Genomic DNA, 16,066 nt, shown 5'->3' with positions numbered 1-16,066 from the left:
GTGGGGAACCCATCTTCAGATTGGACCCGTTGCCGGCTACCAGCCGCCCTGCCAACCGCTCATCAGGCCGTACGGCAGTCGCTGTGGTTCCTCGTCAGGCAGGCCCTTGAGGAAGTCGAAGTCGCACCCTTCGTGGGCCTGGTTCACGTGGTCGATGAAGAGCCGACCATAGCCGCGACGATATTTCGGTTCCGGAAGTTTGAGTTCGGCCAAGCGGTTATCGATTTCTTCTGCCGGGATGTCCAAGTCGAGGCGCTGGTTCTCGACGTCGAGCACGATTGGATCACCATCGCGGACAATCGCCAGCGGGCCGCCCACGGCAGCCTCTGGGGAAACATGCAGGACTGTAGTGCCGAAGGCCGTGCCACTCATCCGGGCATCTGAGATCCGGACGATGTCCCGGATACCGCGGCGCAGAAGTCTCTCCGGGATCGGCAGCATGCCCCACTCGGGCATACCGGGAGCCCCAACCGGCCCGCTGTTGCGCAGGACCAAGACTGAGTCCTCGGAGATGTCCAGATCGGGGTCATCAATCCTGCGTCCCAGATCGTAGATGTCTTCGAACACCACTGCGGAACCCTTGTGCTGCAGCAGGTCCTTGGAAGCGGCGCTCCTCTTGATGACAGCGCCGTTGGGCGCCAGGGAGCCACGCACGACGGCGATGCCTCCGGAGGCATCGAAAGGCGCCTCCAGCGTACTGACCACCACGCCGTCAGGTTCGGGAGCACTAAGGTAGCCCTTCTCAAGGGACTCGCCTGTGACGGTTATTGCGTCCTTATTTAGCAGTGGCGTCAGCTCCTTGAGAACGGTGGAGATTCCGCCAACCTGGAAGAGTTGCTGGACCAGGTACTCGCCGGATGGACGTACGTTGACAATTCGGGGCGTCCGTTGGGAAATCTCATGGAATCGGTCCAAGGGCAGCTCGTAGCCGACACGCCGTGCTAGAGCCAGCAGGTGGACCACTGCGTTGGTGGACCCTCCCACAGCCATCAGGAGTGTGATGGCGTTATCGAAGGCCTCCTTTGTCAAGATTTCGCTGGGCTTCGGCCCCTGTGACAGCGCCATCTCCACCGCGCGGCGTCCCGTTGCTTCCGCTGCCTGGGCACGGCGCGCGTCTACCGCGGGGATCGACGCGGTACCCGGCAAACACATGCCAAGTGCTTCAACCAGCGAGGTCATGGTTGAGGCCGTACCCATCTCACTGCAGTGCCCGGCAGAGGGCTTCGCGGCCGACTCAAGCTCGTCGAAGTCCGCCTCGGTAATCTTTCCTGCGCGCAGTTCATCTGCGTACTTCCACGTGTCTGTACCGACACCGAGCTGTTTCCCGCGGAAGTGTGCGGGCTCCTGGGGTCCGCCGGTCAGCATGATCGTGGGAACATCGGCACTTGCTGCTCCCATAAGCTGTGCCGGGACAGTCTTGTCACAGCCACCCAGGAGTACGATCGCGTCCAAAGGGTATGCCCGGATGGACTCTTCGACGTCCATGGCCATCAGGTTGCGGAACTGCATGGCCGAGGGCTTCATCAGGCTTTCGCCCAAGGAAATTGTGGGGAACTCCAGCGGCAGGCCGCCGGCCATCAAGACACCGCGCTTGACCGCATCAGCCAGGAGCTTGAAGTGGATGTTGCAGTTGACCAGTTCCGACCAGGAATTGGCGATGCCAATGACCGGCTTGTCCTTGAGCGCAAAGCGTGAGAATCCCTCAGCTTGGATCGCCGTGCGGTGAACAAATCCGGTGAGATCATGCGGCGCGAACCATCGTGCGCTGCGGAGGTCCTTGTAGTTTGACTCTTCCATTTCCTTCAAAGCTCCTTGGGCTTGTTCAGTTGACAGGTAATTGGTGGCGTTCCTACGCAGCTGTTGTGCCGCCGTCGAACGCCATGCTGGTTCCGGTGGCAAAGGTCCCCTCGACCGCCAGGAAATAAATAGCGGCTGCCACCTCCTCTGGATCAGCGAGGCGGTTCAGCGGCACGGTGCCTTCTTTCGACGTGAGGGCCGCCAAAGGATCCGGTGCCGCCGACAATCCGGCGCGCACCATGGGCGTATCTATCGGACCTGGGCAGACGGCGTTGACCCTGACGGAGGGCGCAAGTTCCAGGGCCAGCGCTTTGGTGAGTCCCACGACACCGGCTTTGGCTGCGCAGTAGTGGACGAGTCCTGCAGCGCCAACAGAGGCCAGGTCGGAAGCGACATTGACGATCGCACCCCGGCCGGCCCGCCGCATATGGAGTGCAGCCTCGCGTGCCACATAAAAGGTGCCGGACAAGTTGGTCTGCAGCACCTCATGCCAGTGGTCATCGGTGAGGTTTTCCAAGGCAACATGTCCTGCTACACCTGCGGCGTTGACCGCCACGTCCAAACCACCCATGACGTGGATCGCACTCCTCACAGCGTTCCTGACGGCCCCGGCATCGGAGACGTCGGCAACCAGAGTGTGGGCATCGGTGCCGATGTCCGCGGCCACCCGCTGCAGTTCTTCAGGCCGGCGGCCCAACAACGCCACACGGGCGCCACGGCTTGCGAACAACTTGGCCGTGGCTTCCCCGACACCTGACGAAGCTCCAGTAACGAGCACGCGCAGGGGGCCGGTTCGTAGTGGTTGGTTGCGGTCCATCATCGTCGACGGGCTCCTCTTGCTAGGTGGTGTCGGGCTGGTTCCTTCAACTAAAACAGCGCTATCCCGGCGCCATGTGTCTCACATTGAGACACAGCACACACCCGCAACATTCCTAGGCTGATCAGTAGATGCCGCCGTCATTCTGCGGCACAGCACCGCCTGAGAGCGGTAAAGACTAAGGAGTCCTCTTGGAACAGCAGAACCGCATTGGGGTTGGCCTGATTTCGGTCGGATGGATGGGCAGGTTGCACTCCCGCGCTTACCTGGCCACCAAGCAGTTCTTCCCGGAACTGCCACGGCACCCGGAGCTTGTGATCGCCGCGGATCCCGACGACGCCGGCCGCCATCATGCCGAGGATGCCCTCGGGTATAAGGAGACCGCCACTGACTACCGCAAGGTACTGGAGAACCCGGATGTGGATGTGGTCTCCATATGCTCCCCGAACTTCCTCCACCATGAAATAGCCCTTGCCACCATCGAGGCCGGCAAGCACTTCTGGATCGAGAAGCCTATGGGACGGAGCGCCCAGGAGTCCCGCGAGATCGCGCAGGGGGCCGAGGCTGCGGGGCTGATCACCTCGGTGGGCTTTAACTATCGGCACGCCCCGGCTGTGGCGGAGGCCCGCAGGCTGATTCGCTCCGGCACTCTGGGCCGCATCACCAACGTGCAGATCCGTTTGCTCACCGGCTACGCCTCGGATCCAAGCCAGGTGTTTACTTGGCGTTACGAGCAGGCCCGGGCAGGTTCGGGAGTCCTGGGTGACGTCTTGAGCCACGGGTTCGACCTCGCCCAGTTCTTGGTAGGACGCATCACCTCTCTGAATGCTGTGACGGAGACGTTCATCAAGGACCGGCCTCTTCCGGCGGGAAACTCCTCGAATTCCTTTGACATGGGCCAGGCGTCCGAAGTCACCCGGGAGGTGGAAAACGAGGACTACACGGCAATGCTCGCCCGGTTCGAAGGCGGCGCGATCGGCATGTTCGAGTCCACCCGGGTAGCTATTGGACCCCACGCGGAATACATCATCGAGGTCTACGGCACCGAGGGCTCACTCCGCTGGAACTTCGAACGGATGAACCAGCTGGAAGTTGCCACGGACCGCAGCGGCTACCGAACCATCATGACGCCGCCGTCCTACGGCGAGTTCGGACGCTTCCAGCCGGGTCCGGGTCCGGGCATAGGTTTTAACGATCTCAAGACCATAGAGGCTGCCCTGTTCCTGCGCTCAGTGGCCGAAGGTCAACAGCTGGGTCCGTCTGCTGCTGACGGCTGGTCTGCCTCGGAACTGGTGGATGCATCGCTGCGCAGCGCCGGTTCCGGGAACTGGGTTGAGCTCCTGGAAGTCTCCGGACACACCACCTACCAGGCCTGAACCGCCACCATCACCCCACTCACAAAAGAGGAGGCCGGATCACGACGATCCGGCCTCCTTCTTAGGTTTGCTGACTACTTGGCGAAGCGGAACAGCTTCTTGTTCGCGAACTCCAGCATTCCTACCTTGCCGAGTTCCCGTCCATACCCGGACTTCTTGACGCCGCCGAACGGTACATCCGCACCGCTGAGGTCATAGGCGCCTACGAAGACCATGCCGACGTCGAGCTGGTTGCCGACGCGCTCGGCGCGCTCAACGTCGTCGCAAATCACCACGGAACCCAGGCCGTACGGCGAAGAGTTGGCCAGCTTGATCGCCTCAGCGTCACTGCCGACCTTGTAGAGCTGCGCAACAGGGCCAAAAAGCTCCTCGCTGTAAACGTCCATGGACGGGGTGATGTTGGTGATAACCGTCGGCGTGAAGACGTTGCCCTCGGGCTCATTGTTGCCCACCAGGATCTCGGCCCCCTGGTCCAAGGCACCCTGCACCTGCGAGGCCAGGAATTTGGTGGCGGAAGCCGAAGACATCGGCCCGAAATCACCGTTCTCGTAGGACTGGCCGGCGATGGCCGCCTTGAACTTCTCCGAGAACTCATCGAAGTACTTGTCCATCACGACGATCCTCTTGGAACCGTTGCAGGATTGGCCTGTATTGCCCATGCGGCCCATGACGGCCTTCTTCACTGCAAGGTCCACGTCATCCGTATCGAGCACCAGGAAGACGTCGGCCCCACCGAGCTCCAGCACGCACTTCTTCAAGGCGCGTCCGGCCTGCTCGGCAACGATCGCACCCACCTGCTCTGAGCCAGTGAGTGAGACGCCCTGTGTACGATCGTCGGCAATGATGGTGGAGATCTGCTGGTGCGTGGCGAACAGGTTGACGTAGGCGCCCTCCGGGAAGCCTGCGTCGCGGAAGAGTTCCTCCAACGCCAACGCCGATTCCGGGCACTGGCTGGCGTGGCGGACGATCACTGTGTTGCCCAAAATGATATTCGGAATGGCAAACCGTGCCACCTGGTAGTAGGGGTAGTTCCACGGCATGATGCCCAGGATCACGCCGAGGCCCTGGTACCGGAAGAAGCTCCGGAGCCCGTCTGCTACTTCGAGTTGCTCATCGGCCAGCCATTCCTCGGCGTGCTCCGCGAAAGCGGCCGCAATGGAACCGGAGAACTCAGCTTCGCCCACTGCCTGCTGCAGCGGCTTGCCCATTTCCCGATTGATGATGGCGGCCAGCTTGTCCTTACGCTCGACAAACAGGTCCGCAAGACGCTTGGCCAAGGCCGCCCGTTCGGCCACCGTGGTGGTACGGGACCACTCCTGGTAGGTCCTCTGTGCTGCGCTGAGCCCGGCTTCCACCTCGGCATCAGTGGCTGCGGGGTATTCGGCGTGGATGGTTCCGGTAGCCGGATCAGTAACGGCAAATGCGCTCATGATGAATGCTCCTTTGTTGCGAAAATTGGAAAGAACGGGCAAGCCCGTAAGACGACGGGCGGGACCGCTGCGTAGCGGTCCCGCCCGGTGCGCTCAGCGCGTTTCAGGTGCGGTGGTGGCAGCGTAGAAGCGCTGGCGCTCACGGCCCTTGAGATGCTTGGCGATGCCCTCGAGCGTTGCGGGTCGCTCCGAAGTCATCGGAGCTCCAACGTCCCAGAAGGCGCCATTGCCGGAAAGGTAGCGCCAGGGCTCAACTCGGGCCACGATCACGGCGGGGCCTTCGGCTTCCTGCGCCTCGGTGAGGGCGGCCGAGAACTCCTCGATGGTCGTCGTGGACCAGGCAGCACAGCCCATGCTGGCTGCGTTGGCTGCGATGTCGAAGTCGAGGATCGACCCGTCCAGTCGACCTGACTCTTTGCTGCGTTCCCGGTACTGTGTGCCGAATTCGCGGCCAGGACCACCCTTGGCAACTTGGAGGGGCCAGATGCACTGGTGTCCGCGGTTGTCGATAACGATAGTGATGATCTTCTTGCGTTCCTGGACTGCCGTGACCAGTTCGGTGGGCTGCATGAAGTAGGTACCGTCACCGATCAGGACATATACCTCGCCCGGCGCATCGGGACGAGCCAAACGGTAGCCGAGGCCCGCCGGGATCTCATGGCCCATGCAGGAGTTGGCGTATTCAAAGTGAATTTCGGTGCCGTTGGAGGGATCCCACGCCTTATGGATGCCTTCAACCACGCCGCCGGAGCCCAAAATCAGGGCGTCGTCACTTGTGGTGCGCTTATTGAGTACGTCGATCACCTGGGCCTGGCTCATCAGTTCGCCGGCGAAATCCTGAAGGTCGTGCTTGCGCACCTCCATCGTGGCCTTGCGGGCATCTGCGATGTCGCTGCGGAACTCGTCCGACGTCGAGTACCCAACGGCCGCCAGACGCTCCCGCAGAGCAGCCAGCGACAGCCTTGCATCGCCGATGACCGGGAATGAGCCCATCTTGTGGGCATCGAAGGAGCCCACATTGAGGTTGACGAACTTAACATCCGGGTTCTGGAACAGCGAATGCGAGGCCGTGATGAAGTCTTGGAGACGCGAGCCGACAGTGATGACCACATCTGCGCCGTCCGCGATCTCGTTGGCTCCCACCGTGCCGGTCACACCGAGGGCGCCCAGGTTGAGGTCGCTGAGCGGGCCGCTGCCCTTGCCAGCGTAGGTCTCCGTCACCGGAATGCCGAAGTCGTCACTAAAGCGTGCCAGCTCCTCTTGCGCTGCGGAGTAACGGACACCGCCGCCTGCGATCAGCAGAGGCCGCTTGGCGTTGCCGATAATTTCTGCTGCATCCCTGTACTCATCTTCCACGGCCGGACGACGGCGAATGTGCCATACCCGCGGCGTGAAGAAGGATTCCGGGAAGTCGAACTCCGCGCCCTGAATGTCCTGGGGCAGGCAAATAACCACGGCCCCGGTTTCGACGGGATCGGTGAGTACCCGCATGGCTTCAGGGAGTGTGGACAGCAACTGTGCCGGGTGGGTGATCCGATCAAAGTAGCGGCTGACCGGGCGGAAACAATCGTTGGCCGACACATCACGTTCCACCGGGTGCTCGATCTGCTGGAGCACCGGGTCACCGAAACGGTTGTTGATGATGTCCGCGGGGAAAAGAAGCACCGGGAGGCGGTTGGTGGTTGCTGTGGCGGCGCCGGATACCATGTTGGTCGATCCCGGGCCGGCTGAGGCCGTGCACGCAAGTGTTGCGGCGCGGTTGGAAGCCTTTGCAAAGCCGATGGCCGCATGGACCATGGACTGCTCGTTTTTGCCCTGATAGTGCGGGAAGTCCACACCATATTCGTCGATTCCCTGCGCCAAGCCAACGGAGTTGCCGTGGCCAAAGATGCCGTACATTCCGGGAACGAGGCGCCTGCGTTCACCGTCTAATTCGCTGTACTGGACCTGAAGGTATTCAACGATTGCTTGTGCGACTGTGCGGCGGCGGACGGCCTTTTTGTCGCCTGCGGTGTTGACCACGGTGCCGATGTCAGCAGCGGCTGTGCTAGTCATGCGATCTCCTAAATTCGAAGGTGCGTCGGCATTTTCCACACCGATTCGCCCGAACTTCAGGTTTTCACCGCGCGAAGGCGCCGGTGTGTCCCAGTTTGATACGCGGCCCGGCCATGGAAGACAAACAGCAGCCGACGGCGGAACTTGAGTCCCGCCGTCGGCTGCTGTTCTGGCTGTTGTCCTTTTAGTCGAAACGGTAAGGTTCCTGGGGCCCGACGGAGGGCAGCGGGCGCGGCCGTTCGCAGGTGCTTTCAATCCGGATGTGTCGGCCTTGCTCCGAGGATGCTTCGAAAGCAAGCAGAACCTCCAGTACGTGATAGGCGAAGTCGCCGCCGGTCCGGGGTTCCACGCCGTTGCGGATGGCGTAACCGAATTCGGCCAGGCCGATGCCACGGTAGGCGTCGTCCCGGTGGGTGATGGGCGTTTCGCGCCAATCTCCGCCACCGGGAGGTGTCATGTCCAGCGCAAGGTCGCCAGGCTCGCCGCGGCGCAGCACGGGAGCGCCGGAGAAGTGGTCCGGGTTCGGAGCGGCCAGCGAACCGCCCGTGCCGTAGATTTCCAGGTGCGGCAGGTTGTGGTTCCAGATGTCCCAGCTGACGATCACCGTAGCTGTAGCGCCAGACTCGAAATCGAGGGTGCCCGTGACGTGCGTGGGGGTCTGGATCTGGATGACTTCGCCCTCTTTGCCCGGGCGGGGACGGGTCTCGGAGGAACGCGGCGTTGTCGCGGATACCCGCTTCACCGGGCCGAAGAAGTTCACCAGATTGGTGATCAGGTACGGGCCGATGTCCAGCATCGGGCCAGCCCCGGGGCTGTAGAAGGGGTCCACGTTCGGGTGCCAGTGCTCATAGCCCCGGCACGCGAACGATGCGAAGGCCGCCACCGGCTCGCCGATCCAGCCGTCGTCGATGAGCTTGCGGCTGGTCTGCATGCCGGAACCCAGGAACGTGGTGGGCGCGGAGCCGACTTTGACGCCGGCTGCCCTTGCTGCGTCCAGGATCTGCTTGGCTTCCTCAAGGGAGGTTGCGAAGGGCTTCTCCGAAAGGACATGTTTGCCGGCCGCGATCGCCTGTAGGGTGACCGGTGCATGGAGCTTGGGCGGCGTGAGGTTGAGGACCAACTCCACGTCTTCATCTGCGAGCAACTCGTCCGGAGTGAGGGCCTTGGGAACGTCGTACTCGGCAGCACGCTTCCGCACTGCCTCGGGGTTCACATCCGCGAGCGCAACGATGTTGACGTCGGGGTGGACGCCGATCTTGTCCAGGTATTGGTTAAGGACATTTCCGACGCCGATGATGCCGACTCGAATGGGTTCCATGTGAATCTCCGTAAATGTTTGTTGGAACATCCCGAGGCGAGGAATATACCTCGCCTCGGGATGGGTTGCGATAGCTGTCGGCTAGCCGGCCAGGCGTTCCTGGCGGGCCTTCGCCGTGGCTGCCTCGTCAACTGCGCCGTCGGTGATAACGACGCCGTAATCGGCAGCTGCGGCCTCGGCAGTGACGCGGGATTCCCGGTAGTCGTCGAGGACTGCCAGGACGTCACGCTCCAGCGGATCGCCGTAGCCGCCACCGCCGGGGGTGATGGATACGACCTTCTCGCCCGACTGCAGGTCGTAGCGGCCTACTACCGGGATCTCGCGCCGTTCGCCGGTCTTGAGGTCCTCTACCCAGGCGGACGGTTCTGCCCCGTCGTGGCCGCCACGGACACCCTTGGGCGGGTTGATCTTGCCTTCGATGCCGTAGGTGAGGGTGACGCTCTCCCCACGGGGTTCCATGGTGACCCGGGTTGCGAGTCCGCCGCGCTGGCGTCCCGCTCCGCCGGTGTCGGCCACCAAGGTGCGTTCGTGGACAAGAATTGGATAGCGCTGCTCATCGACTTCCACGCTGTCGTGGTAGAGAAGGGCTCCGCAAACAGGACGCTGGTATGTGGGCCAGCCGTCAACGTAGGGAGTAGCCGGGCCACCAACCCCGCCCACCAGGATCTGGTTGACGTAGGCGTTGCCGTTGCGCTCGTCGATACCCGAGATCACCGACTTTGCCGGTGCCTGCCCGGCGGCGCCCTCAGCGGTGCCGTAGCCGTCGTCGATCTGCGAGAAAGCGGCCTGCACAATGTTGACCACCCGGTCGGCCAGGTTGGTAGTACCCGACGAGCAGGAGTAGGGATGTTTCGGCACTCCTACGGCGCAGCCGTCGCGAAGCAGCACCTCCACCCGGCGGAAGGTTCCGGCGTTGCTCGGCAGGTTCTCCGGGATGCCGGAGAGGATTCCTGCCAGTGCCGCGCCAGTGGCTGTGGCCTTGGTCAGGTTCAGGCCATTGGGGAGGTTGTCCGGGTTATCCCGCAGGTCAATGATGATCTTGCCCTGCTTGGGCTTTACCTCAAGGGTTGCCTGCAGGTGCACGCCTTCCGGGCCGGTACCCGGGAAGGGATCGTGGTCAGAGGATCCGTGGAGGACGTATTCGGGCAATGTTTCGATCGCGCTCGCGGTGAGTCGCTCGGAGTAGTCGAACCAGGCGTCCACGAAGTCTTCAAGGTCTTCCACCCCGAACTTTTCGGCAAGCTCGTGGATGCGGCGCTCGGCGATGCGCGAAGCCCCGACCGACGCGAGGTAGTCGCCGTACCATTGATCGGGGACGCGGATGCGGGACCGGCACATACGGATGATGTCGTCAATGTCCGTGTAGTCGCGCTGCACCCGGACGCAAGGGAAGATCAGCGCACCTTCTTCATAGACGTCCCGGGCGGTGGCAAAGAATGTGGTGGGGAGCGAGTTGCCGCAATCTGCCTGGTGGGCTTTGGTGACGGCGGTGAACAGATGCCGTCCGTGGACGAAAATCGGAACCAGGATCACATGGTCTGCGGCGTGCGAGTTTCCCATGTAGGGGTCGTTATGGAGAAACGCGTCGCCTTCGCGGATGTCTTTGTGCAGTTCCACCATGTCTTCGCCCAAGGGGCCGGCACCAAAGACGTGTACCGGTACACCCTCTGCAGCAGCGAGGAGCTGGTTGTCCGCTGTAAGTACTGCGCAGGAGAAGTCGCGGGCAGTGTTGATCACGGAGGATCGGGCCGAACGCAGCAGGCCGCTGGTCATTTCGCGGACAATGCCGTCAAATGCGTTGGCCAGTACCGAGAGCTTTACGGGGTCAAATTCGCGTGTCATTCCCTACGCCTCCTTACGGGTGAGGTAGATGTTGGATCGTTCGTCAAGCGTGGCGTTCCACTCTGGTGGGACCACGATGGTGGTTGTGGGTTGGTCGATGACGGCCGGGCCTTCGATCTTGTCCCGAGGGGCAAGGGTGACGCCTCGGTAGCGCTGGGTGCTGAAGCTCTCTCCGCCGAAGACAATGGAGTCGGTGCGGTGGACTTCGGTCTCCCGGCTGATCCCCGCTTCTTCCTTGGTGTGCTCCGGCCGCGGGATTTCCACGCGAACACCCCAGGTGATGATCTCCACCCGGCTATCAGGATCGTGTGTGCCGTTGCGACGGTCGTGCTCTTCGTGGAAGGCGCGTTCAATGATGCCTGCGGCGTCGCTTGCGGTATCTGGCGCAGCGTCCAGGTAGACACGAAGGTCCCAGGCTTGGCCCGGGTAGCGGGCATCAACGAAGTAGGTGACGTTGGGCTCGTCTCCCACGCCATCGAACCGCTTCACGAAGTCATGTGCTTTGCCTGTGAGGTCCTCCACTGCCCGTGAGGCTGATCCGGCATCAAAGCTGCGGGTGTCGTTGTGCAGCGGCGAGAGGAACTCCGTCGCGATCGGAGCGCGGTGTGCTCCGTACGCGGCAAGCACACCGGCGGTCGCTGGGATGAGGACAGTGTCGGCTTCGAGGAGTACGCCGATGGCGGCCGCTACCATGGCACCCGCGCCGCCGCCTGCCACGATGAGCGCACCGCGCGGATCGACACCCTGTTCCAGGGAAGCCTGACGAATAGCCGTGGCCATGTGGTTGGCTGAGACGTCCAGGATGGCCTGAGCTGCCTGCAGGGTGTCCATGTTCAGTGGGCCGGCGATCCGGGTATCGATGGCGCGGACGGCGGCCTCGCGGTCCAGCGTGAAGCCTCCTTCAAAGCCATCTGCATCGAGATAACCCAGCGCGACGCAGGCGTCAGTGACGGTCGGTTCTTCGCCGCCCCGCCCGTACGCGGCCGGTCCTGGAGTGCTGCGGGCGCTTTGGGGGCCAACGCGAAGCAGGCCACCGCCGTCGATCCACGCGATACTGCCTCCACCGGCGCCAATGCTTGACACGGCTACGGAGGACAGACCGGTGAGGTGACCGACGAAGGGCTCCCCGAGCCACGCCTCCCGGGTGTGCCGGACGACGCCCTGTTCAACCAAGGACACGTCGAAAGTGGTGCCGCCCATGTCGCAGACAACGACGGTGTCCCGGTCCGGGGCGGCAGCAGCGCCAACCAGCGGTGCCATGGAAGGTCCGGAGTTCAGCAGGAGGACGGGACGGTCCAGGACGTCCACGACATCGAGCACCGCACCCTCGGACGTGACCACCAGCAGGTCACCTTCGAAACCGTACTCCTGGAGATCGGAACGCAGTTTGCCCAGGTGGTCAGCCATCAGTGGCTTCAGGGAGGCGTCGATCGAGGCTGCCGAGGAACGGCGGTATTCGCGGATAGTCGGGTTGGCTTGGTTGGAGAGGGTGAACGGAACACCCGGCAGAATCTCTTGGATGAGTTCCGCGACGCGCTTCTCGTGGGCATCGTTGATGATGGACCACAGGAAGGAGACTGCTACGGCTTCGATGCCCTGTTCCTTGAAGGATCCGAGGACTTCGCGGACCTGCTCTTCGTCCAGTGACACCAGGACGTCGCCCTCGGCAGAGATGCGCTCGGTGATTTCGAAGGTCAGCTGGCGGGGAATGTAGGGCGGCGGGTAGGAGGCCTTTGAATCGAAGGCATCCCTGCGGCCACCTTCACGGAGTAGGAGGGTGTCGGCAAAACCGTCCGTGGTCAGCAGTGCCGTTTTGGCCACTTTACCGGTGAGAACAGCGTTGGTGGCGTGGGTGGTGCCGTAGACAATAACGTCTGCGTTACGCAGAACATCGTCACCGCTCCAGCCAACGGACTCGGCTGCGCGGCGGACTGAGGCTTCGAAGCCGGTAAAGACGCGGTCGTAAGTGGTCAGGGCCTTGCCAACGGCCATGTCCCCTGTATTTGATCCGACCACCACATCTGTGAACGTGCCACCGGTATCGACGGCGATGCGGTACCTCGCTTCACCCGGTTGTGTTTGTACTTCGCTCATGGGATTTCTGTCTTTCTAGGAGTTGAAGTGTTTATCGCTGGGGCTTGGCCACGCGGTTGCGGAGCAGCCCGACCTTTTCGATCTCGATTTCGACCGTGTCGCCCGGTTCGAGCCAGACGGGAGGGTTGCGCTTGGCGCCGATGCCTTGCGGTGTACCTGTGGCAATGACGTCTCCGGGTTCGAGGGTGAGGAAGCTCGACAGGTAAGAGACAACGCGGGCGATGGAGAAGATCTGGTACTGCGTGTTGGAATGCTGGACTTCGATGCCGTTAACCCGTGTGGTGATGTCCAGTGCCTGCGGGTCCCCCACTTCGTCCAGCGTTACCAGCGCAGGACCCCAGGGGGTGGAACCGTCTACGGCTTTACCGGCCAGCCATTGGGTGCCTCGGTACTGGAGATCTCGTGCGGTGATGTCGTTCAGGGGCGCCAGTGCGGCAACGTAGTCCAAGGCTTCGTCCTCGGACACATCACTGGCCCGGCGGCCAATCACCACAGCGACTTCCCCTTCAAAGTCGAGGTTTTCACTGACCCGGGTTCCGCCGATTTCGTCCTGTGGGCCGATCATCGTTGACGCAAATTTTGCGAACACATCCGGGTATTCAGGGAACGCCCTTCCGGTTTCGGCCACGTGGTCCTTGTAATTGAGGCCGATGCAGAGCACCTTTGACGGGTCCGCCACAGGGGTGGTCAAGGTAACCTCAGACAACGCGCCGACGCGGGCCACGGGGTCCTCAGCTGCTACAGCAGCGATCCCCGCCGAGATCGCCGGGATCCGGTCGCCGTAAAGGTCCAGGAAACCTCGGACGGAGCTGGTGGCGCCGTGAACTGCGTCCGTGGATCCTTGGAGCAGCAGTTCGAGATCATAGACAGCGTCGTCGATCAGGACACCGCCGCGAACGCCGGATTCGTTTTTGTAGGAGACGATCTTCATGGTTACTTCTCCCCTTTCGTGGCCGTGCCATCTGCCACGGCGAGCACGGCATCGGTCAGTCGATCTGCGATGTCCTCCGCGACCTTTTCGTCCATGGGCGTGGACAAGGACAGCAGGTTGGCTGGCGAGCCGAGCAAACCCCGCTCATAGGACGCCCACCACAGTTCATGCTGGGTGCGCTCGCCCACTTTCTCCGCGCCTGAGGGAACAGCCCGCAGCAGCGAACCCCGCCCACGTATTTCCCAGCCGGCGTCTGCGATCCGCGCGTTCACGGCGTCCCGTGTTGTGTCGCCGAGGTGATTCAGTCTCTTGACTTCTTCTTGAGTGAAAAGGCGTAAAGCAACTGCTCCGGCTGCCATGCTGACCGGGTTCCCCGAGAACGTGCCGCCGTGTGGCAAGCTGCCGGGGCGGGTCGGATCCACTTCGGCCATCAGCTCAGCACGACCAGCCACTGCTCCCACGGGGAACCCTCCGCCAATCAACTTTCCTGTGGTGAGCAAGTCCGGAGAAACGCCGTACTCTCCACTGAAGCCGTTGAAACCAAGCCGAAGGCTGATGACCTCGTCAATGATCAGAACGATCCCGTACCGCGTGGCCAACTCACGGGCCGTGTGAACGAAGTCCTCGGAAATCCGGAGCAGGCCAGCACGGTTCGGCAGCAGGTCAAGGATTATCGCAGCATAGGATTCCGGTGCTGCCTCCACCTCCTGACGCAGGGTCTCGACATCGTTGAGCGGCACCGCAGTGACGTCATTAATGACACCCTGAGTGACTCCCCTTTGGTAGGAGGGGCCGCCTGGAACCAGAGCGACCTCGGATGTGCCGTGGTAGCCGCCCTTGGTGACTATGACGCGTTCCCGCCCGGTGCTGGCCCGCGCAATGCGAATCGCGGACATCACCGCTTCCGTGCCGGAGTTGGCAAACCGCACCTGATCGAGGTCGGGTAGACGGGACAACAGCAGATCGGCCAGGTCCCACTCGTAGAGGTTGGGGATTCCCCAGCTGGCACCGGCTGTGAGTGCCTTGGTGGCGGCCTCCGTGATCTCAGGGTGGGCGTTGCCGTGTATCAGGGACGTGAAATTGTTGTTTGCATCGATCAGTTCGTGGCCGCGGTCATCCCAGACACGGTACCCCTCGCCCCGGATGGCGTAAGGGCTCGGGGCACCTGTGTAGTACGTCGATCGGCCATAGCCGCCGGGCAGCAACGGGAAGCCGCGGGGTCCCCTGCGCAGATGTGGATCCTCCGCGGGGTGGTTCTGCGTGATGGCGTTCTTTTGCTCTGTTCCCACTTGGTTCTCTCCAGTCTTTCAGTTCACGAGGTCGATCAGCGGCTGCCCCGTCAAAGCCAGGCGGACCCTCTCCACGGCGCCCTCCTGCAGAGCACCCGTGGAGCGGTTGGAACGCCACGCAATGTGGGGCGTCAGGATGGTGTTGGGCGCTGAACGAAGCGGGTGTTCAGCACCGAGTGGCTCTTCGGCGAAGGTGTCGATGCCGGCGCCGGCAATGTACCCGGAGGTGAGCGCCTGGGCAAGGGCTGATTCCTCGATGAGGCCGCCACGAGACACGTTGACAACCACCGCACCTTTGCGCATCCGGGCCAGAACATCCTTGGAAATGAGGTTGGCCGTATCCGCAGTCAGCGGCAGGTGCAGTGAGACGACGTCGGAATTCTCCAGGATGTCTTCCAGAGTGGTCAGGTCCACAAAGCTCTCCGTGACGAATGGGTCGTAGGCCCGGACCTTTGCCCCAACAGCTTGATACATGCGGGCAACGTGCTGGCCGATGCGGCCCATTCCCAAAACGCCGACCTCTAGTTCGGAAAGAACCGGGGTGTCGTAGCCGATGGTCCCGGCCCAGCCGAGGTCCCGGATGGACGCATTACCAGCAGGCAACCTGCGGGCCAAGGCCAGGCCCATGGCAAAAGCATGCGAGGCAACTTCTTCCGACGCAGTCCCAGGGACAATGGATACCGGAATGCCGGCCTCGGTAGCTGCGGCAACATCAATGTTGTCGTAGCCGATTCCATACCTGATGACAGCCTTGCAGTTGGACATCAGAGGGAAGTCCACCGCCGTGAGTTTCGCGTACGGAGTGATCATCACGATGTCGGCGTCGGGAAGTCCTTTGCGAAAGGAATCGGCGTCGGCAGCCGGATTGAGTGTGTAACCGAACTCCTTGGCGAGCGCGTGCTCGCGGTCCAGGTTCGGAAAGTGATGTGGGGCCACAAGAATGGTTCCGTGGGCATCGCGGGTCATAGTCGTCGTCCTGTTCGTTTTTGTACCCTCTTGATCTGCCAGCGCCCCGTGGAGGGGTGCCGGTGTCCGGGTAGTTTCAAGTAGAACGCGGGTCCGTATGGCTGATCCGTACCAGATCGAGACACCTGGGTGGGACACTGTCCCAGCTTCG

The 16,066-nt window shown here is 62.4% G+C and carries 11 protein-coding genes; 1 reads left to right on the top strand and 10 read right to left on the bottom strand.

Going from position 1 to position 16,066, the window contains the following annotated elements; translation table 11 throughout:
- Positions 1-36: 36 nt before the first annotated feature.
- Both ARUE_RS09080 and ARUE_RS09075 read right to left on the bottom strand, forming a co-directional pair.
- Positions 37-1,797, bottom strand: a complete 1,761-nt coding sequence (locus ARUE_RS09080) for an IlvD/Edd family dehydratase (protein ID WP_187329936.1) — start codon at positions 1,795-1,797, stop codon at positions 37-39.
- A 52-nt stretch (positions 1,798-1,849) separates the two neighbouring features.
- Positions 1,850-2,617, bottom strand: a complete 768-nt coding sequence (locus ARUE_RS09075) for an SDR family NAD(P)-dependent oxidoreductase (protein ID WP_017197455.1) — start codon at positions 2,615-2,617, stop codon at positions 1,850-1,852.
- Between the two features lie 188 nt (positions 2,618-2,805).
- Here ARUE_RS09075 and ARUE_RS09070 point away from each other — a divergent pair, with 188 nt between their 5' ends.
- A complete protein-coding gene (locus ARUE_RS09070) occupies positions 2,806-3,990 on the top strand; it encodes a Gfo/Idh/MocA family protein (RefSeq protein WP_014921504.1) in 1,185 nt (394 codons plus the stop codon).
- 74 nt (positions 3,991-4,064) lie between these two features.
- Here the strand turns inward: ARUE_RS09070 and ARUE_RS09065 are convergent, their stop codons facing one another.
- The 8 genes from ARUE_RS09065 to ARUE_RS09030 form a co-directional block, all read right to left on the bottom strand.
- Complete coding sequence (locus ARUE_RS09065) at positions 4,065-5,420, bottom strand: aldehyde dehydrogenase family protein (protein ID WP_026005296.1); 1,356 nt, start codon at positions 5,418-5,420, stop codon at positions 4,065-4,067.
- A 93-nt stretch (positions 5,421-5,513) separates the two neighbouring features.
- On the bottom strand, positions 5,514-7,475 hold the full coding sequence (iolD, locus tag ARUE_RS09060; RefSeq protein ID WP_014921502.1) for a 3D-(3,5/4)-trihydroxycyclohexane-1,2-dione acylhydrolase (decyclizing): 1,962 nt from the start codon (positions 7,473-7,475) through the stop codon (positions 5,514-5,516).
- Between the two features lie 184 nt (positions 7,476-7,659).
- A complete protein-coding gene (locus ARUE_RS09055) occupies positions 7,660-8,793 on the bottom strand; it encodes a Gfo/Idh/MocA family protein (RefSeq protein WP_286140309.1) in 1,134 nt (377 codons plus the stop codon).
- 81 nt (positions 8,794-8,874) lie between these two features.
- Positions 8,875-10,635, bottom strand: a complete 1,761-nt coding sequence (locus tag ARUE_RS09050) for a hydantoinase B/oxoprolinase family protein (RefSeq protein ID WP_014921500.1) — start codon at positions 10,633-10,635, stop codon at positions 8,875-8,877.
- Between the two features lie 3 nt (positions 10,636-10,638).
- Positions 10,639-12,729 carry a hydantoinase/oxoprolinase family protein gene (locus tag ARUE_RS09045; protein WP_014921499.1) on the bottom strand — a complete coding sequence of 697 codons (2,091 nt, stop codon included), beginning with the start codon at positions 12,727-12,729 and terminating at the stop codon, positions 10,639-10,641.
- A 31-nt stretch (positions 12,730-12,760) separates the two neighbouring features.
- Complete coding sequence (locus tag ARUE_RS09040; RefSeq protein ID WP_014921498.1) at positions 12,761-13,660, bottom strand: fumarylacetoacetate hydrolase family protein; 900 nt, start codon at positions 13,658-13,660, stop codon at positions 12,761-12,763.
- Between the two features lie 2 nt (positions 13,661-13,662).
- Positions 13,663-14,949: an aspartate aminotransferase family protein gene (locus ARUE_RS09035; protein WP_014921497.1), complete on the bottom strand. Its 1,287-nt coding sequence runs from the start codon at positions 14,947-14,949 to the stop codon at positions 13,663-13,665.
- A gap of 18 nt (positions 14,950-14,967) precedes the next feature.
- The gene (locus tag ARUE_RS09030; protein WP_014921496.1) at positions 14,968-15,915 is read right to left on the bottom strand and encodes a C-terminal binding protein; all 948 of its coding nucleotides are present in this window, start codon (positions 15,913-15,915) and stop codon (positions 14,968-14,970) included.
- Positions 15,916-16,066 lie beyond the last annotated feature (151 nt).

Source organism: Arthrobacter sp. Rue61a (assembly GCF_000294695.2).
Taxonomy (GTDB): domain Bacteria; phylum Actinomycetota; class Actinomycetes; order Actinomycetales; family Micrococcaceae; genus Arthrobacter; species Arthrobacter aurescens_A.
Note: the sequence above shows the minus strand (reverse complement) of the source record. Positions and strands in the feature narration are given on the sequence as shown.

Bases quoted from the DNA above. Each gene is read 5' to 3' on its own strand.
- ARUE_RS09065 (WP_026005296.1), bottom strand. From the start codon at position 5,420: ATGAGCGCATTTGCCGTTACTGATCCGGCTACCGGAACCATCCACGCC.
- ARUE_RS09030 (WP_014921496.1), bottom strand. From the start codon at position 15,915: ATGACCCGCGATGCCCACGGAACCATTCTTGTGGCCCCACATCACTTT.
- ARUE_RS09040 (WP_014921498.1), bottom strand. From the start codon at position 13,660: ATGAAGATCGTCTCCTACAAAAACGAATCCGGCGTTCGCGGCGGTGTC.
- iolD (WP_014921502.1), bottom strand. From the start codon at position 7,475: ATGACTAGCACAGCCGCTGCTGACATCGGCACCGTGGTCAACACCGCA.
- ARUE_RS09080 (WP_187329936.1), bottom strand. From the start codon at position 1,797: ATGGAAGAGTCAAACTACAAGGACCTCCGCAGCGCACGATGGTTCGCG.
- ARUE_RS09045 (WP_014921499.1), bottom strand. From the start codon at position 12,729: ATGAGCGAAGTACAAACACAACCGGGTGAAGCGAGGTACCGCATCGCC.
- ARUE_RS09055 (WP_286140309.1), bottom strand. From the start codon at position 8,793: ATGGAACCCATTCGAGTCGGCATCATCGGCGTCGGAAATGTCCTTAAC.
- ARUE_RS09075 (WP_017197455.1), bottom strand. From the start codon at position 2,617: ATGATGGACCGCAACCAACCACTACGAACCGGCCCCCTGCGCGTGCTC.
- ARUE_RS09050 (WP_014921500.1), bottom strand. From the start codon at position 10,635: ATGACACGCGAATTTGACCCCGTAAAGCTCTCGGTACTGGCCAACGCA.